The following is a 21,595-nucleotide window of genomic DNA, read 5'->3' as shown; positions in this document are numbered from 1 at the left end:
GGCGCTCAACGCTCCTCGATCGGGAAGTCGAAGTACGTGTCGGGGTACGGCTCGTCCTCCAGCGTGTAGTGCCACCACTCCCACGGGTACGCCCGGAAGCCGCAGTCCTCCATGATGGAGCGCAGCAGGCGGCGGTTGGCGGCCGCGGCCGGGGCGACGCCCGGCGCGCCGTGGTGCGAGACGGGGTCCATGAGGTCGTGGCCGCCGCCCGTCGCGGCGAGGGCGCCGGTGTCGAGGTGGAAGAGGGTCAGGTCGACGGTGCCGCCGCGGCTGTGGCCCGAGCGCACGGCGATGTAGCCGCGCTCGACCATCTCGGTGCGGGCGATGTTCGGGTGGTGGCGGGCCTTCGCGGCGCCGTCCTCGGGTTCGGCGGTCCAGCGCAGGAACCGGTCGACGGCGCGCTGCGGCCGGTACGCGTCCCACAGGTGCAGGCCGAAGCCGAGCGGCCGGGCCTTCTCGGCGGCGGCGGCGAGGGCCGCGCACAGGGCCGTGGTGCCGACGATCCGGTTCGCGCGGTAGCCGTCGACGGGCGCGCCGGTGAAGTTGCCGGCGGTGGCGTACACGGCGGTCCAGCGGACGCCGGGGACGTGCTCGTCGACGAACACGAAGTCGGGCGGCGGCTCGGGACTCGGGGGATGCGGCGGCGTGCGTCTCAACGGTGCTTCTCCATTGCCAGCGAGATCATCCGGTCGATCACTTCGGCGAGCGGGATTCCCGCGGCCGCCATCATTCTCGGATAGCGGCTGTAGGAGGTCATGCCGGGCATGGTGTTGACCTCGTTGAGGACGGCGCGGCCGTCCGGGGTGAGGAACATGTCGACGCGGGCGAGGCCGGTGCAGCCGAGGGCCCGGTAGACGGCCTTCGCGGTCTCGCGGACGAGGTCGCGGGCGGCCGCGGGGATGTCGGCGGGGACGATGAAGGCCGAGTTCTCCGAGCCGGTCTCGGGTGCGTCCTCCTGGTGGATGCGGAAGAAGCCGTGCGAGAGCGCGATGCGGTCCAGCTCGCCGGTGAGCAGGTCGCCGCCGTTCCCGAGGATCGCGCAGCCGATCTCGTCCCCTGCGACGGCCTCCTCGACGAGGACCTTCGCGTCGTACCGCCGCGCGGCCGCCAGGGCGGCCCCGAGGTCCTCGGCGCGCTCGACCTTGGTGACGCCGAAGGAGGAGCCGGAGCGGGCGGGCTTCACGAACACCGGGTACGGGAGCGATCCGGGGTCGACGGCGTCGCCGTCCCAGGCGTTCGGCGTCGCGAGCCCCGCCGCGTTCGCGACGGTGTACGCGAGGGACTTGTCCATGCACACGGCGGAGCTCTGGACGTCGCAGCCCGCGTACGGGATGCCGGAGCACTCCAGGAGGCCCTGCACCGCGCCGTCCTCGCCGAGGCGGCCGTGGAGGATCGGGAGGACCGCGTCGAGGCGCACGTGCTCGTACTCGCCGTCGCCGAGGACGAGCAGGCCGGGGGCCTTCGGGTCCGGGGAGAGCACGGCCGGGCGGTGGTCGCCGGCCTCCCAGTCGGCGGCGGGGCCGTCGCACAGCCGCCAGGCGCCGTCCCGGGTGATCCCGATGTAGCAGGGCCGGTACCGGTCCGTGTCGAGGTGGCGCGCGACCTCCTGCGCGGACTTGACGGAGACGGGGTGCTCTTCGGAGACGCCGCCGAAGACGACGCCGATGGTGAGCCTATCCATGGCGGGTCCCGCTCTCGAAGTTCAGGCAGTCGGCGATTGACTGCTCGACGGTGTCGCGCAGCGCGCGGTCGGTGTAGTAGGCGGTGTGCGGGCTGACGATCGCGTTCGGGAGCTCCTGGAGGCGCAGCAGCGCCTTGCTCTCGACCGGCTCGTTTCGGCGGTCGGCGTAGAAGACCCCCTCCTCGCCTTCGACGACGTCGAGCGCCGCGCCGCCGAGGCGGCCGCCCTCCAGGGCCGCGAGGAGCGCCTCGGTGTCGACGAGCGGCCCGCGGCCGGTGTTGACGACGACCGCGCCGGGCCGCAGCAGTGCGATGCGGCGGCGGTCGAGGAGGTGGTGCGTGCCGGCGTCGAGCGGCGTGTGGAGGGTGACGATGTCGCTGCGGCGCAGCAGCTCGTCGAGCGGCACGTGTTCGGCGGCGGTCTCGGGCCGGCGGTCGTGCGCGAGCACGCGGCACCCGAATCCGCGGAGCCGGGCCGCGACCGCGGACCCGATCCGGCCGGTCCCGACGACGCCGACGGTGAGGTCGCGCAGCTCGCGGCCGCGTGTCTCGTGGAGCCGGTAGTCGTGGACCTCGGCGCGGAGGACGATCGGCTTCGCGTGGCGGATCGCCATGAGCATCAGCATGATCGTGTAGTCGGCGACGCTGTCGGGCGAGTAGGCGACGGTGCCCACCCGGATGCCGACGCGCTCGGCGTACTCCACGTCGACGTGGTCGAAGCCGACGCTGCGGGTCGACACGAACGCGACTCCGGCGCGGCTCAGCGCGCGGAGCACGTCATTGGCGACACGGGTCTTGTGGCCGATGCTGATGCATCGGTTCCCTTGCGCCAGTGCGATGTTCGCTTCGGACACGGGCTCGGCCGCGATCGTCGGCACTACGCCGAAACGCGGCGCGAGCGCCTGGAAGAGCGCGGCCTCGTCGCTGCCGCACCCGTACACGGTGATGCCGGTCGGCGGGCCGTGCGGTTCGCTGTCAGTCATGCGCCCAGTGAAGGCGGGACGGTGTTGTGGGGGCGTATGGGGTTTTCGATATGCGGGCGATACGGTCCGGCCGGGGGCGTATCGCCTGTGTATCGGGAAATCCGTACGCTCTCGCAACACGGCCGCGGCTTGTCTGGGCCGCATGATGAACGATGCACGAAACGGGTCCGGGGTGCGGACATGATCGCGATGCGGCTTGATGAGATCGCCGCGGTCGTGGGCGGCAAGGTCGTGAGCGGGGAGGTCGCGGACGGGAAGGCCGTCGGCGGCTGGAGCGGCGACTGCGGAGCGACGACGGGCGGGACCGCCGGAAGCGGTTCGGCCGGGAGCGGGCTCGATGAGCGGGCGGCGGCCGGTCGTGCCGGGGCCGAGTCGACCGGGACCGAGTCGGCCGAGAACGGGTCGGCGCGGAGCGGTCAGGTCGACTCGGTCCCGGTCGAGGACGCGGGTGCCGTCCTCGTGACCGCTCCGGCCGTGATCGACGGCAGGCGGTCGGAGCCGGGCGGGCTGTTCGTGGCGTTCGCGGGCGAACGGACCGACGGCCACGACCATGCCGGGCAGGCCGGGCGGGCGGGCGCGGTCGCCGTGCTCGGGTCGCGGCCGACGGCGCTGCCGACGGTGGTCGTGGACGACGCCCAGGCCGCGTTGCAGGTACTCGCGACCGAGGTCGTGGCCCGCATGCGCGACCGGCTGACCGCGGTCGCGGTGACCGGCTCGCAGGGGAAGACCAGCACGAAGGACCTGATCGGCGCGGTGCTCGCGACCGCCGGGCCGACCGTGACCGCGATCGGGTCGGCGAACAACGAACTCGGCGTGCCGATGACGATGCTGCGCGCCGATCGCACGACCCGGTACCTCGCGCTGGAGATGGGGGCGCGGCGGATCGGGGACATCGCGGCGCTGACGGCGCTCGTCGCGCCGGATGTGGCCGTGGTGCTGAACGTCGGGGTCGCGCACCTCACGTACTTCGGGTCGCGCCAGGCCATCGCGCAGGCGAAGGGCGAACTGGTGCGCGGGCTCGCGCCGGGCGGCACGGCGGTCCTCAACGCCGACGACCCGGCGGTCGCCGCGATGCGGGCGCTGACCGACGGCCCGGTGCTGACTTTCGGTACGGCGGCGCACGCTGACATACACGTGACCGATCTGGAGCTGGACCGCCTCGGCCGGCCGTCGTTCACCCTGCGGACCGCCGACGCCACGGCCCGGGTCTCGCTGCCGCTCGTCGGCGCCCACCAGGCTCACAACGCCTCGGCCGCCGCCGCGGCCGGCCTCGCGGTCGGCATCCCTCTGGAGGCGAGCGCGGCGGCGCTGGCCGGGGCGTCGCTCTCGAAGCGGCGCATGGAGTTGAGCAAGCTGCCGGGTGGCGCGGTCCTCCTCGACGACTCCTACAACGCCAACCCCGACTCGGCCCGCGCCGCGCTCGACGCACTGGCGGCGATCGAGGGCCGGCGCCGGTTCGCGATCCTCGGCGGCATGCTGGAACTCGGCGACGAGGCCGACGCCGAGCACCGCGCGATCGGAGCGTACGCGGCCGGGAAAGCCGACGTCGTGATTGCGGTCGGAGAGGAGGCCGCTCCCGCTGCGGCGGGGGCTGAGGCGGCGGGGGTGCGCGGCATCGCGCTGCCGGACAACGGCGCTGCGGCCGACTGGCTGCGCGGGAACGTCGAGTCCGGCGATGTGGTGCTGGTGAAGGGCTCCAGAGCGGCGGGCCTCGACGAGATCGCCGATGCGATTGCGGGACAGCGAGGTTGAGTAACTGGAGGTCTACGGCCCGGAGGAGGCGGACTCTTTACGGCGCGGGCGGCGAAGCGGAGAGCGGCGGGTTCGTGCTGGGGTGGAATGGGGATTCGAGGTGCCGAGTTCAGTCTCGGGGTTTGGGGGATCGGGCGGCCAGGAGGGAGGCGAAGCCGTCGAGGTGGCGGGCGAGGCTGTATTCGAAGAGGGCTTCGAGGTCGGTGAAGGCGTCTTCGGGGGCGGCGGCGAGGTGGGGGAAGTCGTGGTCGGAGATGACGTCGGCGGTGCGGGGGCGCTGGGTGCGGTGCCAGAGGGCGAGGCTGACGCCGGTCTCCTGCTCGGCTTCGGTCTCGGCGGCGACGGCGAGGGCGGCGGTGTTGACGAGCGAGTGGAGCGTGACGGCCTCGCGGACGCAGGTGCGCGGGGAGAGGCCGAGGCCGTCGAGGGCCCGGAGGGTCCACTCGGTGTAGGCCGCGAGGCCGGGCACGAGGAGCGGGCGGGTGAAGGAGATCGCGCGGGCGGCCCACAGGTGGCGGCGGTAGAGGTCCCATTGGCGGCGTGCGACCAGTTCGAGGTCGGCGCGCCAGTCCCCTGAGACGTCGGCGGGGAGGTCGCCGAGGCCGGCGATCGCCGCGATCATCTCGAGGAGGAGGTCCTCCTTCGTGGCGACATGGCGGTACAGGGACATCGGGCCGACGTTGAGTTCGGCCGCGACCCGCCGCATCGTGACCGATTGCAGCCCTTCGCGGTCGGCGATGCCGATGGCGGTGCGGCAGATGCCGTCGAGGCTCAGCGCGGGCGGCAGCAGGCCCCGGCGGGCCGCCCGGGACGCGACGGGGTCGGCGGCGCTCGGAGGGGTCGCGGCGGCGGTGCGGGAGGGGCGGCGGACCGCTTGGTCGCCGACGACCGTGCCGGAGCCGACCTTGGTGACGACCAGGCCTTCGTCCCGCAGCACGGCCATGACCCGGTTCGCGGTGGCGATCGCGACGCCCCAGCGCTGCGCGATCTGCCGGACCGACGGCACCCGGTCCCCCGGACGCAGGTCCCCCGCAGCGATGCCGGCCCGGAGCTCGGCGGCGATCTGCCGGTACGGGGGTTCGGCGGGTGTCGATGAGGACATTGCGGCCTCCGGTTCGGATGCGAGTGCGGAATCGGATCTCGGTGCGGTGCGGTGCGGTGCGGTGCGGTGCGGTGCGGTGCGGTGCGGTGCGGTGCGGTGCGGTGCGGTGCGGTGCGGTGCGGGCGATTGTGCGGATGATCCTGTGAGGTCGGGCGGCGGTGCGGCGATGCCCCGGGAGGTGGTCGCAGGACACGCGCCTTCGAGTTGAGGACCGGATGTGGCCCGTGGCCCGTGGCCCGTGGCCCGTGGCCCGTTCGCGTTCGCGTTCGCGTTCGCGTTCGCGTTCGCGTTCGCGTTCGCGTTCGCGTTCGCGTTCGCGTTCGCGTTCGCGTTCGCGTTCGCGTTCGCGTTCGCGTTCGCGTTCGCGTTCGCGTTCGCGTTCGCGTTCGCGTTCGCGTTCGCGTTCGCGTTCGCGTTCGCGTTCGCGTTCGCGTTCGCGTTCGCGTTCGCGTTCGCGTTCGCGTTCGCGTTCGCGTTCGCGTTCGCGTTCGCGTTCGCGTTCGCGTTCGCGTTCGCGTTCGCGTTCGCGTTCGCGTTCGCGTTCGCGTTCGCGTTCGCGTTCGCGTTCGCGTTCGCGTTCGCGTTCGCGTTCGCGTTCGCGTTCGCGTTCGCGTTCGCGTTCGCGTTCGCGTTCGCGTTCGCGTTCGCGTTCGCGTTCGCGTTCGCGTTCGCGTTCGCGTTCGCGTTCGCGTTCGCGTTCGCGTTCGCGTTCGCGTTCGCGTTCGCGTTCGCGTTCGCGTTCGCGTTCGCGTTCGCGTCGAACAGTACCATCCGATCGAGCTAGGTCACTTGCGCTTGCACTAGTACACTTCGCCGATTTATCACTTGTTTCCAAGCGAATCCATCTGGAACCGTTGTACGCATGAACGCTGATACAACGTACGCACCGGCCATCGGGCGGCCTGAGGTCGTCGCCTCGGTCCTCGCCTCCGCGTTCGGCGCCGATCCGTTCGCCGCGTGGCTCTTCCCCGATCCGGACCGGCGGGCCGCCTACCAGGACGGCTTCTACCGGTCGTTCCTCGACCACCCGGGGGCCGAGGCCTACCTGGCCGGCGGCGACACCGGGGCCGCAATCTGGGTGCGCCTCGGCGCGAACGAGTCCCTGCACCAGGACGGCCCTACCGCCGGGCCGCTCGCGCGGCTGTTCGCCGTCGGATCGGCACTGGCCCGGCGGCACCCGGTCGACCGGCCGCACCTGTACCTCGCGGTCATGGGCGTGGCCGCCGGAGCCCAAGGGCGCGGCATCGGGTCGGCGCTGCTGCGGCACCGGCTCGACCGGGCCGACCGCGAGGGCGAGCCCGCCTACCTGGAGGCCAGCTCGCCCGGCAGCCGGGCGCTCTACCTCCGGCACGGCTTCGCCGACCTCGGCGGGCCCGTGCAGGTCGAGGACTCGCCGCTCGTACAGCCCATGTGGCGCAACGCAACCACCGGCACCAGCCCCGCCGCGACCGCCACCGGCACTGCCGGGGCCGACATCGGCGCTGCCGCCGCCCGCACTGCCACTGCCGCTGCACCTGTCTCCACCGCAACCACTACCGCAACCGAGAACTGAGGAGTCGCCATGACCACTCTCACCCACGTCCCCACCGTCGTGCTCGTGCACGGCACGCACGTCTCGTCCTTCAGCTGGGTCGGGCTCACCTCCGAGCTCGCGCTGCGCGGCTACCGCACCGTCGCGGTCGACCTGCCGGGGCACGGCGTCGACGGGTTCTATCCGCAGTCGTACCAGGCCCCGCAGGACCTCCTCGCGCTGTCGAAGGAGCCGTCGCCGCTCGCGGGGTACACGCTCGACGACTACGAGGCGCACACGATCGAAGTCGTGCGCCGGGCGAAGGAGCACGGGCCCGTGGTGCTCGTGGGCTCCAGCCAGGGCGGGGTCACGCTGAGCCGGGTCGGGAACGCCGTGCCCGAGTTGGTCGACCACCTCGTCTACATGGCGGCGTACTGCCCGGTCGACCTGCCGAGCATGGCCGCGTACCTGGCCGAGCCGGAGAACGCGGGCAGCCTGATCGGCAAGGTCACCGCCGCGGTCGCGGGGGACCCGGCCGAGCTCGGGGTGGCGCGGGTGAACTGGCGGACCGCCGACCGGCGGCTGCTGGACGGCATCCGGGAGTGCCTCGCGGGCGGGTTCTCCGACGAGGAGCTCACCCGGGTGCTCAACCTGTTCCAGCCCGACGAGCCGGTCGCGATCCCCGTGGCGGAGACCAGGGTCGAGGCCGAGCGGTGGGGGCGCGTCCCGCGCACCTATGTGCGGTTCACGGAGGACCGGCTCATCCCGCCGGCGCTCCAGGACCGGTTCATCGCCGAGGCCGACCGGCTGACGCCGGGCAACCCGACCGAGGTGCACTCGGTGGCGGCGCCGCACGTCGGCCCGTTCCACCGGCCCGACGTGGTGGCGATCCTGGCCGGGATCGCCGAGCGCGCCGGACGGTAGGCGGGAAGGCTTGAAGGCAGGCGCGGACGCCCGGGGCACCGCCCCGGGCGTCCGCTGTTCCGAATCCCGTCGCCGGGGGTTATGCGTACGTCTCGAACTCGGTGATCTTCGGCGTGCCGGAGGCCGAGGTGATCACGAAGTTGATCTTCGTGAGGGACGTAGCGGTGAAGGTGATCGTGCCGGCCCCGGTGCCCGAGGCGAGGACCGCTCCGGTGCTGTTGTTGACCAGCTGCCAGTTGTCGATGTTGCCGATCGCGTCGGAGGCCTCACGGATGACGACCGTGTCGACCGTCTTCGCGGAGTCCCACTTGACGGAGATCCGCCCGGTGGTGCCGCTCGGCGACCAGTACGTGGAGGTGCTGCCGTCGATGGCGTTGCCGTAGCTGGTGCCGCCGCCCTTCGAGGTGCCGTCGGCGCCCGCGCCGAGGCTCAGGTTGGTGCCGGTGGTCGGCGGCGGGGTGGTGGTCGGCGGGTCCGTGGGGTCGGTCGGGTCCGTCGGCGGGTTCGTCGGCGTCTGGATGGAGCAGCTGCCGTCGGAGGTCTTCAGGCCCTTGTTCGCGCCCGCTGTCGCGGACACCACCGACGGGACGCAGTTGGCGTTGTCGAGGGTGTACGAGTAGGGGATGGAGACGGTGGTGGTGGAGGTCGGGTTCGGGCCGGCCGGGTAGTTGTCGGTGCCGGGGGACGACCAGGTCACGTTGTCGAAGACGTTGCCGCTGACCTGCCAGTAGCCTCGGAGATCGGTGTAGAAGGTGCCGATCGGGTCCTTGGAGTCCTCGAAGTAGTTGTTGTCGACCTTGATCTTCGCGCCGACGCGGGAGTTGATGCCCGACTCGACGATGCCGACGAAGTGGTTGTTGTAGCTGTGGGCGGTGCCGCCGCGCAGCAGCGGGATGCGCGAGTTCAGGTTCTGGTACAGGTTGTGGTGGTACGTGATGAAGCTGGAGTCCAGGTCGCTGTCGCCGGAGCCGACGAGGCCGCCGCGCTCGGAGTTGCGCAGGATGCTGTAGGACAGCGTCACGTACTTGGAGTCGTCCTTGAGGTCGAACAGGCCGTCGTAGCCTTCGGACTCGCCGCCCGAGGCCTCGAGGGTGACGTGGTCGACCCAGACGTTGCGGACGCCGTTCTCCATGCCGATCGCGTCGCCGCCGTTGGAGGTCGGGGAGCCCGACTTCTTGACGTTCTTGACGGTGACGTTCTGGATGATGATGTTGCTCGACTCGCGGATGTGGATGCCGATCTGGTCGAAGACCGCGCCCGAGCCGACGCCGAGGATCGTCACGTTGCTGACGCCCTTGAGGTCGATGAGCGTGTTGCCGACGTCGCAGCTCGAGCCGGACACGTCGGCGGTGTTGCCGTGGTTGATGGTGCCCTCGACCTGGATGATGATCGGCGTGCTCGTGCTGGCGCGGCCGCACAGGGCCTGGTTGATCTGGGTGCCCGTGGTGGCCCGGATGACCGAGCCGCCGGCGCCGCCGGTGGTGCCCCCGTTCTGGGAGGCGTAGCCGTTCGCGGCGTTGGTCTGGGCCGTGGCCGTGTTCATCGAGAGCGTGAGGCCGGCGACGGCCACGGCCATCGCGGCGGCGACTGTCCCGACTTTCAGTGCTAGCGATCGTCTCATCGCCGGCTCCTAAGGGGTAGGAATTGACATGTTTCAATGAGTCTAGGGAAAGCCCTTTCCTAAGGTCAAGAGTTTTGGGCAACCGATTGCACAACTTCGCGGAATTCTCGGCCGCACGCCCCTGAGCAGGGGTCGAGTCGGGAAGGTCAGGCCAGGCGCTCCAGGGCCTCGTCGGCGGAGCAGGCGTGGTCGTCCATCGCCGACCAGGGGTCGGCCTTGCGGACGAGGCGGCGGCGGATGCGGTCGGTCGTGTACCGGCCCGGGGTGGAGCGGCCGAGCTCGTCCCAGTCGAGCGGGGTGGCGACGGCGGCGCCGGGCCGGGCGCGCAGGGAGTAGGGCGCGACGAAGGTCTGGCCCTGGCCGTTCCGGTTGACGTCCAGGAAGATCCGGTCGCCGCGCTTGTCCTTGCGCTGCGCGGTGGTGAGCAGGTCGGGGTCCGCGGCGGCGAGGCGGTCGGCGATCGCCAGGGCGAGCTCGCGGACGGCGTCGAAGCCGGTCGTGCGGTCGAGCGGAGCCGCGACGTGGTAGCCGCGGCCGCCGGTGGCCTGGACGAACGGGGTCAGGCCGATCTCGGTGTAGACGTCGCGCAGGCGGCGGGCGACCCGGTGGAGGGTGCGGGGGTCGGTGCCGTCGGGCGGGTCGATGTCGATGACGAGCCGGTCGGGGTGCTCGAGGTCGTCGACGGTGGCGGGCCAGACGTGGAACTCGACGGTGGCCTGGTTGGCGAGGTAGACGAGGGTCGCCTCGTCGTCGCAGACCACGTAGTCGACGGCGCCGGAGTCGTTGTGCGCCGCGATCTTCTCGGTGGTGATCCACTCGGGGAAGTGGTCCGAGGCGTCCTTCTGGAAGAAGCCGCCCTCGCCGATGCCGTCGGGGTAGCGGCGCATCGTCAGCGGGCGGCCCGCGAGGTGCGGGAGCATCGCGCGCGCGACGGCGCGGTAGTGGTCGATGAGGTCGCCCTTGCTGACGTGGTCCTCGGGGAAGAGCTCCTTGTCGAGCCGGGAGACCTCGATGTCGCGGCCCTCGACCGAGATTGTCGGCATGCGGATGGCCCCTCTCTCTGTCATGCAGAGGTGTACCCGCAGGTCGAAGCGGTAAACGACCGCGACATCGGACCACCGCTAGGCGCCGGCCTCCTGCTCGGCGAGCGCGGCGAGCTGGTCGGCGACGGCGCCCCAGCCGTCGTGGAAGCCGAGCTTCTCGTGGCGGTCGCGGGCGGCGCGGTCGCCGTGGCGCACCAGGGCCCGGTACTCGGTGCCGTCGGGGTGGTCGGCGAGCGTGATCTCGGCGGTGAGGGCGACCGGCTGCGGTTCGGCCGGGCGCCAGGCGGAGTCGATCGCGTTGGTGAAGACGATGCGCTCGCCGTCCTCGACCAGGAGGAACGCGGCGTCCATGTGCGGGACGAACGTGTCGCCGTCCTCGCTCATGCTGGTGACCATCGGGCCGCCGGGCACGGCCTCGAAGCGCTCGACGCGCATGACCATCGGGGCGGGGAGCCACCACTGCTCGAAGCGGGCCGGGTCGGTCCAGGCGCGCCAGACGGTGTCGCGCGGGGCGCGGATGACGCGCTCGATGCTGAGGTCGAGTTCGGGATTCACTGCTGCTCCTCGGGATCGGTGACGAACTGCTCCAACCGGTCGGTGCGCGCCTCCCAGATCCGCCGCTGGTCGGCGAGCCAGTCGTCGACGAGCGCGAGGCGGTCGCGCCGGAGCGCGCAGGTGCGCACCCGGCCGGTCTTGGCGGTGCGGATGAGGCCGGTCGCCTCCAGGGTCCGCACGTGCTTCATGAAGGAGGGAAGGGTCATCGGGAACTCGCGGGCGAGGTCGCCGACGCTCATCGGGCCGCGCCCGAGGCGGCGGACGACCTCACGGCGGGTGGGGTCGGCGAGCGCGGTGAACACGCCGTCGAGCGCGGTGCCGTCGAGCGCCTCCGAATACTGTGCCATGAGGCTAAGTATGACGCGGGGACACGCTTAGCGCAAGGGCTAAGCGTTCGCTGTCTGACGATGAGCCGCGGCTCCACGAGCAGGCTGCGCGGCGGCGCCCGCGGGGCGCAGGCGTCCCCGGGGCCCGCGGAGGGGGCGGGTCCCGGGGACGCCTAGGGGTACCCCGTGACCGCGCCGGCCACCCCTGCGAACACGCCGCTGCCCAGGAGGAGCGCGCCGATGCCGAGCCCGGCGGCGAGGAAGGCCCACCCGGCGAGCCTGCGGCCGTTCCAGAACGAGAGCAGCGCGATCACCACGGGCCCGACGGCCGCCACGACGACGGCGACGAGCAGGACCGCCAGCCGGAGCTGCGAGACCCAGGACGACTCGTTGTGGTCGTTGCCCGAGGTGCCGACGGTCCATCCGACCGCCGTGACCACGATCCACGCCAGGATCGCCAGCGGCTCGGCGGCGGCGCGGAGTCCGGTGAGGACGGGTCGCTCATGTGCCATGGGGCCGAGGTTATCGGCCCCGTGCGAGGTCAGGCGGCGGCCGGGACGGCGCGCTCGCTCGGGCCGGTGTACGCCGACAGCGGCCGGATGAGGGAGTTCGCGTCGAGCTGCTCGATGATGTGCGCGGTCCAGCCGGTGATGCGGGCCATGACGAACAGCGGCGTGAACATGGGGATGTCGAAGCCCATGAGGTGGTAGGCGGGCCCGGCCGGGAAGTCGAGGTTCGGGTGGATGCCCTTGGCGTCCAGCATCGCCGACTCCAGCTCCTCGTACATGCGGACCCACTTGCCGCCGCCGGTCAGGGCGGCCATGTCGACGAGCGCGGCCTTCATGGTCGGCACGCGCGAGTCGGCGTCCTTGTAGACCCGGTGCCCGAAGCCCATGACCTTCTCCTTGGCGGCCAGGCGCTCGGCGAGCCAGTCGCGGGCGAGCTCGGGCTCGCCGATCTCCAGCATCATCCTCATGACGGCCTCGTTCGCGCCGCCGTGGAGCGGGCCCTTGAGGGCACCGACCGCGGCGGTGACGGCCGAGTACATGTCCGAGAGGGTGGAGGCGACGACGCGGGCGGTGAACGTGGAGGCGTTGAAGGAGTGCTCGGCGTACAGGATCATCGAGACCTCGAAGCAGCGCAGCACCTCCGGGGCCGGGACGGCGCCGAAGCACATGTGGAAGAAGTTCGCCGACCAGCCCAGGGACGGGTCGGGCGCGATCCGCTCCAGGCCGCGGCGCCTGCGGTGCGCGTGAGCGATGACCGTGGGCAGCTTCGCGAACAGGGCCTCGGCCTTGGCCTGGTTGGACTCGCGCCGGTTGTCGTCCTCGCTGGGGTCCTCGGCGCCCAGGCACGAGACCGCGGTGCGCAGCAGGTCCATCGGGTGGCTGCTGTCGGGGACGCGGTCGATCACGCCGATCGTGGACCGGGTGACCTCCCGCTGCGCGCGCTCGCGGGCGCAGAACGCCGCGAGCTGCGCGGCGTCGGGGAGCTCGCCGTACCAGATGAGGTGCGCGACCTCCTCGAAGGAGCGGGAGGCGGCGAGCTGCTGCACCGGGTAGCCGCGGTACGTCAGCGACAGGGTCTCGGGCACGACCTCGGAGATCGCGGTGGTGTCCGCGACGACGCCGGCGAGGCCCTTGCGGATGTCACTCATGATGCCCTCCGGGGACGTCGAAGTTGAACAGCTCCTGGTCGAACTCGTTGTAGGAGGCGTAGTCGACCAGGTCGTAGAGGCGGGCGCGGGTCTGCATCCGGTCGACCACGGACGCCTGGGTGCCCTCGGACCTGAGCGCGGCGAACAGCTCGTCGACCGCGCCCATGGCGGCGCGCAGGCTGGAGACCGGCCAGATCACGAGGTTGTAGCCGAGGTCCTCGAGCTGCCGGGCGGTCAGGTTCGGGGAGGCCCCGAACTCGGTCATGTTGGCGAGCAAGGGGACGTCGACCGCGGCGCGGAAGGCCGCGAACTCGGCCTCGTCGCGCATCGCCTCGGGGAACACCATGTCCGCCCCGGCGTCCACATAGGCCTTTGCACGGTCGATCGCGGCGTCGAGGCCCTCGATCGCGCGGGCGTCGGTGCGGGCGCAGACCACGAAACCGGGGTCGGTGCGGGCCTTCACCGCGGCCGCCACGCGGCGGACCATCTCGGCGGCGGGCACGACCTGCTTGCCGTCGAGGTGCCCGCAGCGCTTGGGGTTCACCTGGTCCTCCAGGTGGCACCCGGCGAGCCCGGCGTCCTCGAACGACGCGATCGTGCGCGCCACATTGGACACCTCGCCGAAGCCGGTGTCGGCGTCGATCAGGGTCGGCAGGTCAGTGGCGCGGGCGATCTGCCCGCCGCGCCCGGCGACCTCCGTCAGCGTCGTCAGCCCGATGTCCGGCAGCGCCAGGTCGGCCGCGAGCGCCGCGCCCGAGACGTACACGCCGTCGAACCCGTGGTCGGCGGCGGCCTTCGCCGCGAGCGGCGAGAACGCGCCCGGCAGCCGCTGGAGCCGGCCCGACGCCAGGCCCGCCCGCAGGCGGCGGCGCTTCTCAGTGGGAGTCGCCATCAGAAGAGCCCCTTCGCGGTCGGTTCGGACAGGTATCCGGCGGGCGCGGCCAGGTTGAGCGCCCGGACGCCGTTCGCGTCCAGGGCGTCGATGCGGCACGCCAGGTCGAGGAAGCGGTCCTGCTCGGCCTCGGCGATGACGCCGTCGGCGAGGGTCCGGAACTTCGCGATGTACTGCTCGCGCCCGAACGGGCGCGCCCCGGCCGGGTGCGCGTCGGCGACGGCCAGCTCGTCGGAGACGACCTCGCCGTCCTCCATCACGATGTCGACGCGGCCGCCGAACGCCCGCTTCGCCGGGTCCGGGTCGTGGTACCGCGCCGTCCACTCCGGGTCCTCCACGGTGCGGACCTTCCGCCACAGCTCCACCGTCGAAGGCCGGTGCGCGCGTTCGGGAGTGTAGGACGCCTCGTGGTGCCAGGCCCGGTCCTCCAGGGCCACCGCGACGATGTACATGATCGAGTGGTCGAGGGTCTCGCGGCTCGCGTCCGGGTCGGTCTTCTGCGGGTCGGCCGCGCCGGTGCCGATGACGTAGTGCGTGTGGTGGCTCGTGTGGATGACCACCTCGCGGACCTTCGCCAGGTCGACGCGGGGGGCCATGCGGCGGGCCAGGTCGATGAGCGCCTGGCTCTGGTACTCCGCGGAGTGCTCCTTGGTGTACGTGTCGAGGATGGCGCGCTTCGGCTCGCCGGGGGCGGGCAGCGGGACCTCGTACACCGCGTCGGGGCCGGACAGCAGCCGCGCGATCACGGCGTCCTCTCCCTCGTAGACCGGCGACGGCGCGCCCTCGCCGCGCATCGCCCGGTCGACGGCCTCGACCGCGGCCTTCCCCGCGAACGCCGGCGCGTACGCCTTCCACGAGGAGATCGCGCCCTTGCGGGACTGCCGGGTCGCCGTCGTCGTGTGCAGCGCCTGCCCGATCGCCTGGTAGACCGTCTCGACCGGCAGGTCCATGAGCGCGCCGATGCCGGCCGCCGCCGACGGGCCGAGGTGCGCGATGTGGTCGATCCGGTGCTCGTGCAGGCAGATCCCGCGCACCAGGTCCACCTGGACCTCGTACCCGGCGGCGATGCCGCGCACCAGGGCCCGGCCGTCGAGGCCGCGGTGCTGCGCGACCGCGAGCACCGGCGGGATGTTGTCGCCCGGGTGCGAGTAGTCCGCGGCCAGGAACGTGTCGTGGAAGTCGAGTTCGCGCACGGCGACCCCGTTCGCCCACGCCGCCCACTCCGGCGAGGACCGCACCGCCGCCGGGGCGCCGAACACGGCCGCGCCGGGCGAGTACGGGTGCTCGAGGGCCTGGGCCCGCGCCGAGGCGACCGGGCGGCGCGCGAGCGACGCGGCGGCCACGGCCGCGTTGTCGATGACCCGGTTGCCGATCATCTCCGCGACCTCGCGCTCCACCGGGACCGGGTCGACCGCGGCCGCCGCGAGCTTCCAGGCGAGCTGCGCCTCGCGGGGCAGGTCCTCGCGCGAGGCGTGTGTGCGGACGCGGTGGGTGATCACTCGGCATCTCCTAGTCAGGCGGCGGGAGGGTACATTTCACAGTATGCACACCCCGGTATGCCGTTGAAACCGCTGTAAATGTGGTTTCTTGTGGAATTTTCCGGACCTCTTTGTGGAACTTGTGAAAGGCCGTGGTCATGGCGTTGAGGAAGGCGAAGGTGGGGCTGCGGCTGCGCCGGTTCCGCGAGGAGCAGGGGCTCACGCAGGCCGCGCTGGCGACGGCACTGGGCATCTCCACCAGCTACGTCAACCAGATGGAGTCGAACCAGCGGCCGATCACGGGCCCGGTCCTGCTGCGCCTCGCCGAGGTGTACGACGTGGACGTGCAGCGGTTCTCGGCCTCCGAGAGCGACCGCCTCACCGCGCAGCTGCGCGACGCGCTCGCCGACACCGCCCACGCCGACCGCGTCTCGGCCGGCGAGGCGCGGGAGCTGGCGGAGTCGATGCCCGAGCTCGCGCGGTACGTCGTGGACCTGCACCGCCGCAACCAGCACATGCTGGAGCGGAACGCCGCGATGAGCGCCGAACTCGACGCCGGGGCCGCGCCGACCGCGCACGAGGAGGTGCGGGACCTGTTCTACGCCAAGCGGAACCACGTGGCCGCACTCGACGAGGAGGCGGAGCGGATCTATGCGGAGGCGTCCTTGGACCCGGGCGACCTCGCGGGCGGGCTGGCCCGGCTCCTCCACGACCGGTACGGCACCGTCGTCGCCGACCTCGACGCGGGCGAGGCCGGCAGCGTCAAGCGGCGCTTCGACCCCGCGGCCCGGCTGCTGCGCGTCTCGCCGCTGCTCAGCCCCGGCCAGCGGGCGTTCCAGCTCGCCACCCACCTCGCGCTCGTCGCCTGCGACGACCTCATCCGCGCCGAGGCCGACGCCGCCGACCTCTCCGGGGACGAGGCCCGCGGGCTCGCCCGGATCGGCCTCGCGAACTACTTCGCCGGGGCACTGATCCTCCCCTATGGACTGTTCCTGCGGGCCGCTGAGGAGCTGCGGTACGACATCGACCTGCTCGGCCGGCGCTTCCGCGTCGGCTTCGAGACGGTGGCGCACCGGCTCTCGACGCTCCAGCGGCCGGGCGCGCGCGGCGTGCCGTTCTTCTTCGTGCGCGTCGACCGGGCCGGGAACATCTCGAAGCGCCAGTCCGCCACCGACTTCCACTTCTCGCGCGTCGGCGGCACCTGCCCGCTGTGGGACGTCTACGAGGCGTTCGCGAACCCAGGCGAGATCCGCACCCAGCTCGCGCAGATGCCCGACGGCCGCTCGTACCTGTGGGTCGCCCGCACGGTGACCCGCCGCTACGGCGGGTTCGGGACGCCCGCGAAGACGTTCGCGATCGGCCTCGGCTGCGACCTCCACCACGCGCACCGGCTGGTGTACGCCGACGGCCTCGACCTCGCCAACCCCGCGATGCTCACCCCGATCGGCCCGGGCTGCAAGGTGTGCGACCGCAAGGCCTGCCCGCAGCGGGCGTTCCCCGCGATCGGCGCGCCCCTGGAGGTGACCGACCGCCAGAGCCGGTTCACGCCCTACCCGTCGGCGGGGTAGCGGGGCTACACCTCGACCTGGGATCCCATGATGATGGTCCGCTCGCGCGGGAGCCGGAAGTGGTCGGCCGCGTCGGCGGTGATCCGCGAGGTCGCGATGAACAGGTGCTTGCGCCAGGTCGCCATGGTCGGCTGCTCGCCGGGGCGCAGCTGGATCGTCGACAGGAAGTAGGAGGCGTCCTCGACGTGCAGCCGGCCGCCGTGGCGGGTCCGGTCGAGGCGCGCGAGCGCGCGCGGCACGTCCTGGACCTCCATGTAGCCGAAGCGGATCTGCACGTAGACGATGCCGTCGTCGGCGAAGCCGAGGAAGTCCTCGCTGACCCGGTCCTCGTCGGCGACCCGCGGGACCGGCTTCGTCTCGATCGAGGCGATGACGATCTGCTTGTGCCGCACGTGGTTGTGCTCCATGTTGGCGCGCAGCGCCAACGGCGTGGTGAGCTTGCCGCGGTTGAGGAACACGGCCGTGCCCGGCACGCACTTCGTCTTCGGCAGCTCGGCGCGGAGCTGCTTGACGCAGGCGCGCAGCGGGCCCTCGCGGCGCTCGCGCTCGGCGGTGACGACGCCGCGGCCCTTCTGCCAGGTCGTCATGACGGTGAACGCGACGAGGCCGATGAGGAGCGGGAGCCACGCGCCGTGGACGATCTTCGTGAAGTTCGCGGCCAGGAACAGCAGGTCGAACGCGAGGAGCAGGCCGCCGCCGCCGAGGACCAGCCACAGCGGCAGCCGCCAGCGCGACTTCGCGATGTACAGGAACAGCAGCGTCATGATCGTGATCGTGCCCATGACGGCCATGCCGTACGCGTACGCGAGCGCGTGGGAGGACCGGAACGCGAACACGAGGGTGAGCACGGAGACCATGAGCAGCCAGTTGATCCACGGGACGTAGATCTGCCCGTACTGCTCGGCGGAGGTGTGGTCGATGCGCAGGCGCGGGAGGTAGCCGAGGCGCGAGGCCTGCGCGGCGACGGAGTACGCGCCGGTGATGACGGCCTGCGCGGCGATCACGGTGGCGGCGGTGGCGAGGACGAGCAGCGGGATGCGGGCCCAGCCGGGCGCGAGGAGGAAGAAGGGGCCGCTGACGGCGGTGCCGTCCTCCAGGACCATGGCGCCCTGGCCCATGTAGTTGAGCAGGCACGCGGGGAAGACGAGGATGAGCCAGGCCTTGGTGATCGCGGGGCGGCCGAAGTGGCCCATGTCGGCGTACAGGGCCTCGGCGCCGGTCACGCACAGGACGATCGCGGCGAGTGCGAAGAACGCGATGTGGAAGTGGTTGAAGAGGAAGTCCGCGGCGTAGACGGGGCTGAGGGCCTTGAGGATCTCGGGGTGCTGGCCGATCCCGCGGACGCCGAGGACGGCGAGGACGCAGAACCAGACGATCATGACCGGGCCGAACGCGCGTCCGACGGCGGCGGTGCCTTTGCGCTGCACGACGAACAGGACCACGATGATGACGGCGGTGACGGGGACGACGAGGCTCTCGAGGTGGGGTTCGACGACGCCGATGCCTTCGACGGCGGAGAGGACGGAGATCGCGGGCGTGATCATGGAGTCGCCGAGGAACAGGGACGCGCCGAAGATGCCGAGGGCGGCGAGGGTGAGCGCGGCCTTGCGGCCGCGCTGGTGCTTCCAGCGGTGGAGGAGCGTGATGAGGGCCATGATGCCGCCCTCGCCGTCGTTGTCGACGCGCATCGCGAGGAGCACGTAGGTGACGGTGACGATGATGAGCATCGACCAGAACATGAGCGAGACGACGCCGTAGATGCTCGCCTCCTCGACGGGCACCGGGTGCGGGTCGAGGGGGTTGAACACGGTCTGGAGGGCGTAGATGGGGCTGGTGCCGATGTCGCCGAAGACGACGCCGAGGGCGCCGACGACGAGGGCGAGGCGGGTGACGTCCCGGACGCCGCGCCCCGGTGGGGGCTCGGCGCCGGGTGCGAGTCCGGGCTGACTCGCGCTGCCGGCGGCGGTCACTGCTGATACTCCTCGTCAGGCGGGCGGGCACCCGCGGTCCTGTCCAACCGATGCACGATACCTCGCGGATCGCCCTCGCCGACCTGGAGTCGCGGGGCGCTCACGCCTGCCGGGCGGCCCCCGTTGCCGCGGATCACACCGCCGGAGCGCACCATGAAGGCCGCCTTCACCTCTGGGTAAGGGCCCCCGGTCTCGAAGGTAGCCGGGGGTCCCTGAAGGGGAGCTGAAGCCGGTTGACATAGTTTGTCGACACAACTTAATTCCGTCCGACCGCCGCGCCGAAGGAGCCACGTTGAGCCGTCCCACCACGTCCGAGGCCGTGTCCGCAGCCGTGCACCCGATCGTCCCGGGGTTCCACCCCGACCCGTCGGTCTGCCGGGTCGGCGACGACTACTACCTGGCCCATTCCAGCTTCGAGTACTTCCCCGGGGCGCCGCTCTTCCACAGCCGCGACCTCGTGTCGTGGCGGCGGATCGGGAACATCCTCGACCGGCGCGGCCAGTTCCTGCGCGGCGACGGCCGCCCCTCCGGCGGCGTCTACGGCCCGACCCTGCGCCATCACGACGGCCGCTTCTACTACGTGACCACGAACGTCGGCGACCCCGGCTCGGGCCAGACCATCGTCTCGGCCGAGGACCCCGCGGGCGACTGGAGCGACCCGATCCTCGTCCCCCGGGCCGTCGGCATCGACCCCGACCTCGCCTGGGACGAGGACGGCACCTGCTACCTCACCTGGGCCGGCACCGTCGCCACCGACGACGGCGACACCGGGAACGGCGTCTGGCAGGGCCGCCTCGACCTGAAGACCGGCGACTTCGAGGCGCCCCCGTACCTGGTGTGGCAGGGCTCGGGCCTCGCGCACCCCGAGGCGCCGCACCAGTACCGCATCGGCGGCCGCTGGTACCTGCTGCTCGCCGAGGGCGGCACCGAGCGCGGCCACAGCGTGACGATCGCGCGCGCCGACCGCCCCGAGGGCCCGTACGAGGCGTGCCCGCACAACCCCGTCCTCACCCACCGCTCCACTCCGCACCCGGTGCAGAACACCGGCCACGCCGATCTGGTCGAGACCGCCTCGGGCGAGTGGGCCGCCGTCTACCTCGGGGTCCGCCCCGGCGGGTTCACGCCCTCGTTCCACGTCCTCGGCCGCGAGACGTTCCTCGCCGGCGTCGACTGGGTCGACGGCTGGCCGGTCTTCGTCGAGGACCGCTACACGTTCACGCCCGACCCCACCGGTTTCGAGGACGACTTCACCGGGGCGGCGCTCGACCTGCGCTGGGTGTCGCCCGCGAGCGAGCCCGAGCGGCTCGCGACCCCGCGCCCGGGCGGCGGCCTCGACCTGCGCGACCCGGGCGACCGCTCCCCGGGCCTGCTGTGCGCCCGCGTCACGGACCTCCGCTGGGAGGCCGAGGCGGTCTTCGCCGGCTCGGGGCGCTTCGAGGTCCGCATCGACGACCGGCACCGCTACGGCCTGGTCTTCGCCGGCGGCGAGGTCCGCGCCGAGGCCCGCATCGGCGGCGTCCGGGCCGAACTCGGCTCGGTCGCGGCCGCGGGCGACGCGGTCCTGCGGATCGCCGCGGTCGAATGCGATGCCGAGACGATGACCGCGTACGGCCCCGACGACATCGTGCTCTCCGTGGACGGCGCCGAACTCGCGCGCCTGGACGGCCGCTACCTGTCGACCGAGGTCGCGACCGGGTTCACCGGGAGGATGCTCGGCGTCGGCGCGGCCGGCGACGACTCGCACCTGCGCCGCTTCGCGTACCGGCCCGTGTAGGAGCGGGGCCGCGCCCGCAGTCCGATTCCGGCCATCTAAACCAGACGTTCAGGTTCACGGCTGCCTCCTCGAGTCGCCGAACGGCAACGGGGCCGGCACCCGCGAACGGGTGCCGGCCCCGAGCGAATCCTCGGCCGGGCAGCGGCGGAACCTAGTCCTTCTCGGACAGGTCGCGCACCACGACCACCGGGCACGGGGCGTGCGAGACGCAGTACTGGCTCACCGAGCCGACGAGGGTCCCCACGAACCCGCCGTGCCCTCGCGAGCCCACCACCAGGAGTGACGCGCCCTCGGCGGCGTCCATGAGGACGCGCGCCGGATGCCCGGCGACCGTATTCCGCACGATGTCGACCTCATGGTCAGTTCCGGCCACCTGCTCGACCGCCCGCGTCAGGGACTCCCTGGCGGCGGCCTCGAACTCCTCGCTGCTGGGCACCGTCATCACCATGCCGGTGCCGTACGCGGCGGGCACCTCCCAGGCGTGCAGCGCCTCCAGCGTCGCGCCGGTGAGCGCCGCCTCGCGCAGGGCCCATTCGAGCGCGCGCAGGGACGCCGCCGAGCCGTCGACGCCGACGACGATCCGGTCCGGCTTGCTCTCCGTGACGTCCATGTCCGCTCCTTCCGTCGAACCCCTTCTTGGGGGGAGCCGAACGGATACCCGAGGACGCCGGCGGCGAATCCGAGCCCAGCTCAGAACCGCCGCGAACAGTCCCGGGGATCGGCGCGAATCGCGGCAGAGCCGCACGGACCGGAGTTATAT

At 72.2% G+C, this 21,595-nt stretch carries 19 protein-coding genes and 1 pseudogene; 6 read left to right on the top strand and 14 right to left on the bottom strand.

The window, feature by feature from the left end; genetic code table 11:
- Positions 1-5: 5 nt before the first annotated feature.
- From vanX to ABD419_RS02660, 3 genes are read right to left on the bottom strand one after another with little or no spacing between them, the layout of a single operon-like run.
- Positions 6-656, bottom strand: coding sequence for a D-Ala-D-Ala dipeptidase VanX (gene vanX / locus ABD419_RS02670; RefSeq protein WP_344481391.1), 651 nt, complete (start codon positions 654-656; stop codon positions 6-8).
- Positions 653-1,681 carry a D-alanine--(R)-lactate ligase gene (gene vanA, locus ABD419_RS02665; protein WP_344481389.1) on the bottom strand — a complete coding sequence of 343 codons (1,029 nt, stop codon included), beginning with the start codon at positions 1,679-1,681 and terminating at the stop codon, positions 653-655. The genes vanX and vanA overlap by 4 nt, the downstream gene beginning before the upstream one ends.
- Entirely contained in the window at positions 1,674-2,663 is a 990-nt protein-coding gene (locus ABD419_RS02660; RefSeq protein ID WP_344481386.1) for a D-isomer specific 2-hydroxyacid dehydrogenase family protein, read from the bottom strand. The genes vanA and ABD419_RS02660 overlap by 8 nt, the downstream gene beginning before the upstream one ends.
- 447 nt (positions 2,664-3,110) lie before the next feature.
- Between ABD419_RS02660 and ABD419_RS02655 the strand changes: the two are divergent.
- Positions 3,111-4,415: pseudogene (locus tag ABD419_RS02655) on the top strand (UDP-N-acetylmuramoyl-tripeptide--D-alanyl-D-alanine ligase); the annotation flags it as partial.
- A 109-nt stretch (positions 4,416-4,524) separates the two neighbouring features.
- On the opposite strand, the gene ABD419_RS02650 reads toward ABD419_RS02655, so the two are convergent.
- On the bottom strand, positions 4,525-5,517 hold the full coding sequence (locus ABD419_RS02650) for a TetR/AcrR family transcriptional regulator C-terminal domain-containing protein (protein WP_344481384.1): 993 nt from the start codon (positions 5,515-5,517) through the stop codon (positions 4,525-4,527).
- A gap of 217 nt (positions 5,518-5,734) precedes the next feature.
- Between ABD419_RS02650 and ABD419_RS02645 the strand changes: the two genes are divergently transcribed.
- The 3 genes from ABD419_RS02645 (at position 5,735) to ABD419_RS02635 (ending at position 7,951) form a co-directional block, all read left to right on the top strand.
- Positions 5,735-6,301, top strand: coding sequence for a hypothetical protein (locus tag ABD419_RS02645; protein WP_344481382.1), 567 nt, complete (start codon positions 5,735-5,737; stop codon positions 6,299-6,301).
- Between the two features lie 78 nt (positions 6,302-6,379).
- Positions 6,380-7,069: a GNAT family N-acetyltransferase gene (locus ABD419_RS02640; RefSeq protein ID WP_344481379.1), complete on the top strand. Its 690-nt coding sequence runs from the start codon at positions 6,380-6,382 to the stop codon at positions 7,067-7,069.
- A gap of 9 nt (positions 7,070-7,078) precedes the next feature.
- Positions 7,079-7,951 (top strand): alpha/beta fold hydrolase, encoded by an 873-nt coding sequence (locus tag ABD419_RS02635; protein ID WP_344481377.1) that lies wholly within the window; start codon positions 7,079-7,081, stop codon positions 7,949-7,951.
- Positions 7,952-8,030: 79 nt separating this feature from the next.
- On the opposite strand, the gene ABD419_RS02630 is transcribed toward ABD419_RS02635, so the two are convergent.
- From ABD419_RS02630 to ABD419_RS02595, 8 genes are all read right to left on the bottom strand, one after another.
- Positions 8,031-9,572, bottom strand: coding sequence for a pectate lyase family protein (locus ABD419_RS02630; protein ID WP_344481374.1), 1,542 nt, complete (start codon positions 9,570-9,572; stop codon positions 8,031-8,033).
- Positions 9,573-9,718: 146 nt separating this feature from the next.
- On the bottom strand, positions 9,719-10,615 hold the full coding sequence (ligD, locus tag ABD419_RS02625) for a non-homologous end-joining DNA ligase (RefSeq protein ID WP_344481372.1): 897 nt from the start codon (positions 10,613-10,615) through the stop codon (positions 9,719-9,721).
- A 78-nt stretch (positions 10,616-10,693) separates the two neighbouring features.
- The gene (locus tag ABD419_RS02620) at positions 10,694-11,170 is read right to left on the bottom strand and encodes an SRPBCC domain-containing protein (protein ID WP_344481370.1); all 477 of its coding nucleotides are present in this window, start codon (positions 11,168-11,170) and stop codon (positions 10,694-10,696) included.
- A complete protein-coding gene (locus ABD419_RS02615) occupies positions 11,167-11,517 on the bottom strand; it encodes an ArsR/SmtB family transcription factor (RefSeq protein ID WP_344481367.1) in 351 nt (116 codons plus the stop codon). Before ABD419_RS02615 ends, ABD419_RS02620 begins: the two co-directional genes overlap by 4 nt.
- Before the next feature lie 152 nt (positions 11,518-11,669).
- A complete protein-coding gene (locus ABD419_RS02610; RefSeq protein WP_344481364.1) occupies positions 11,670-12,008 on the bottom strand; it encodes a hypothetical protein in 339 nt (112 codons plus the stop codon).
- A gap of 29 nt (positions 12,009-12,037) precedes the next feature.
- On the bottom strand, positions 12,038-13,153 hold the full coding sequence (locus ABD419_RS02605) for a bifunctional 2-methylcitrate synthase/citrate synthase (RefSeq protein WP_344481361.1): 1,116 nt from the start codon (positions 13,151-13,153) through the stop codon (positions 12,038-12,040).
- The gene (gene prpB / locus ABD419_RS02600; RefSeq protein WP_344481359.1) at positions 13,146-14,045 is read right to left on the bottom strand and encodes a methylisocitrate lyase; all 900 of its coding nucleotides are present in this window, start codon (positions 14,043-14,045) and stop codon (positions 13,146-13,148) included. The genes ABD419_RS02605 and prpB overlap by 8 nt, the downstream gene beginning before the upstream one ends.
- On the bottom strand, positions 14,045-15,544 hold the full coding sequence (locus tag ABD419_RS02595) for an MmgE/PrpD family protein (protein ID WP_344481356.1): 1,500 nt from the start codon (positions 15,542-15,544) through the stop codon (positions 14,045-14,047). Before ABD419_RS02595 ends, prpB begins: the two co-directional genes overlap by 1 nt.
- Positions 15,545-15,681: 137 nt before the next feature.
- Between ABD419_RS02595 and ABD419_RS02590 the strand changes: the two genes are divergently transcribed.
- A complete protein-coding gene (locus ABD419_RS02590) occupies positions 15,682-17,091 on the top strand; it encodes a short-chain fatty acyl-CoA regulator family protein (protein ID WP_425555888.1) in 1,410 nt (469 codons plus the stop codon).
- A gap of 5 nt (positions 17,092-17,096) precedes the next feature.
- On the opposite strand, the gene ABD419_RS02585 is transcribed toward ABD419_RS02590, so the two are convergent.
- Positions 17,097-19,061, bottom strand: coding sequence for a potassium transporter Kup (locus tag ABD419_RS02585; RefSeq protein ID WP_344481353.1), 1,965 nt, complete (start codon positions 19,059-19,061; stop codon positions 17,097-17,099).
- 292 nt (positions 19,062-19,353) lie between these two features.
- Here ABD419_RS02585 and ABD419_RS02580 point away from each other — a divergent pair, with 292 nt between their 5' ends.
- The gene (locus tag ABD419_RS02580; RefSeq protein WP_344481350.1) at positions 19,354-20,835 is read left to right on the top strand and encodes a glycoside hydrolase family 43 protein; all 1,482 of its coding nucleotides are present in this window, start codon (positions 19,354-19,356) and stop codon (positions 20,833-20,835) included.
- Positions 20,836-20,986: 151 nt separating this feature from the next.
- Here ABD419_RS02580 and ABD419_RS02575 read toward each other — a convergent pair whose 3' ends face one another.
- The gene (locus ABD419_RS02575; RefSeq protein WP_344481348.1) at positions 20,987-21,445 is read right to left on the bottom strand and encodes a universal stress protein; all 459 of its coding nucleotides are present in this window, start codon (positions 21,443-21,445) and stop codon (positions 20,987-20,989) included.
- Positions 21,446-21,595: the final 150 nt, after the last annotated feature.

The sequence above is a fragment of the Glycomyces endophyticus genome (assembly GCF_039531525.1).
Lineage (GTDB): Bacteria > Actinomycetota > Actinomycetes > Mycobacteriales > Micromonosporaceae > Glycomyces > Glycomyces endophyticus.
Note: the sequence above shows the minus strand (reverse complement) of the source record. Positions and strands in the feature narration are given on the sequence as shown.

Bases quoted from the DNA above. Each gene is read 5' to 3' on its own strand.
- ABD419_RS02605 (WP_344481361.1), bottom strand. From the start codon at position 13,153: ATGAGTGACATCCGCAAGGGCCTCGCCGGCGTCGTCGCGGACACCACC.
- ABD419_RS02640 (WP_344481379.1), top strand. From the start codon at position 6,380: ATGAACGCTGATACAACGTACGCACCGGCCATCGGGCGGCCTGAGGTC.
- vanA (WP_344481389.1), bottom strand. From the start codon at position 1,681: ATGGATAGGCTCACCATCGGCGTCGTCTTCGGCGGCGTCTCCGAAGAG.
- ABD419_RS02630 (WP_344481374.1), bottom strand. From the start codon at position 9,572: ATGAGACGATCGCTAGCACTGAAAGTCGGGACAGTCGCCGCCGCGATG.
- ABD419_RS02650 (WP_344481384.1), bottom strand. From the start codon at position 5,517: ATGTCCTCATCGACACCCGCCGAACCCCCGTACCGGCAGATCGCCGCC.
- prpB (WP_344481359.1), bottom strand. From the start codon at position 14,045: ATGGCGACTCCCACTGAGAAGCGCCGCCGCCTGCGGGCGGGCCTGGCG.
- ligD (WP_344481372.1), bottom strand. From the start codon at position 10,615: ATGCCGACAATCTCGGTCGAGGGCCGCGACATCGAGGTCTCCCGGCTC.
- ABD419_RS02610 (WP_344481364.1), bottom strand. From the start codon at position 12,008: ATGGCACATGAGCGACCCGTCCTCACCGGACTCCGCGCCGCCGCCGAG.
- ABD419_RS02575 (WP_344481348.1), bottom strand. From the start codon at position 21,445: ATGGACGTCACGGAGAGCAAGCCGGACCGGATCGTCGTCGGCGTCGAC.
- ABD419_RS02615 (WP_344481367.1), bottom strand. From the start codon at position 11,517: ATGGCACAGTATTCGGAGGCGCTCGACGGCACCGCGCTCGACGGCGTG.
- ABD419_RS02635 (WP_344481377.1), top strand. From the start codon at position 7,079: ATGACCACTCTCACCCACGTCCCCACCGTCGTGCTCGTGCACGGCACG.
- ABD419_RS02660 (WP_344481386.1), bottom strand. From the start codon at position 2,663: ATGACTGACAGCGAACCGCACGGCCCGCCGACCGGCATCACCGTGTAC.
- ABD419_RS02590 (WP_425555888.1), top strand. From the start codon at position 15,682: ATGGCGTTGAGGAAGGCGAAGGTGGGGCTGCGGCTGCGCCGGTTCCGC.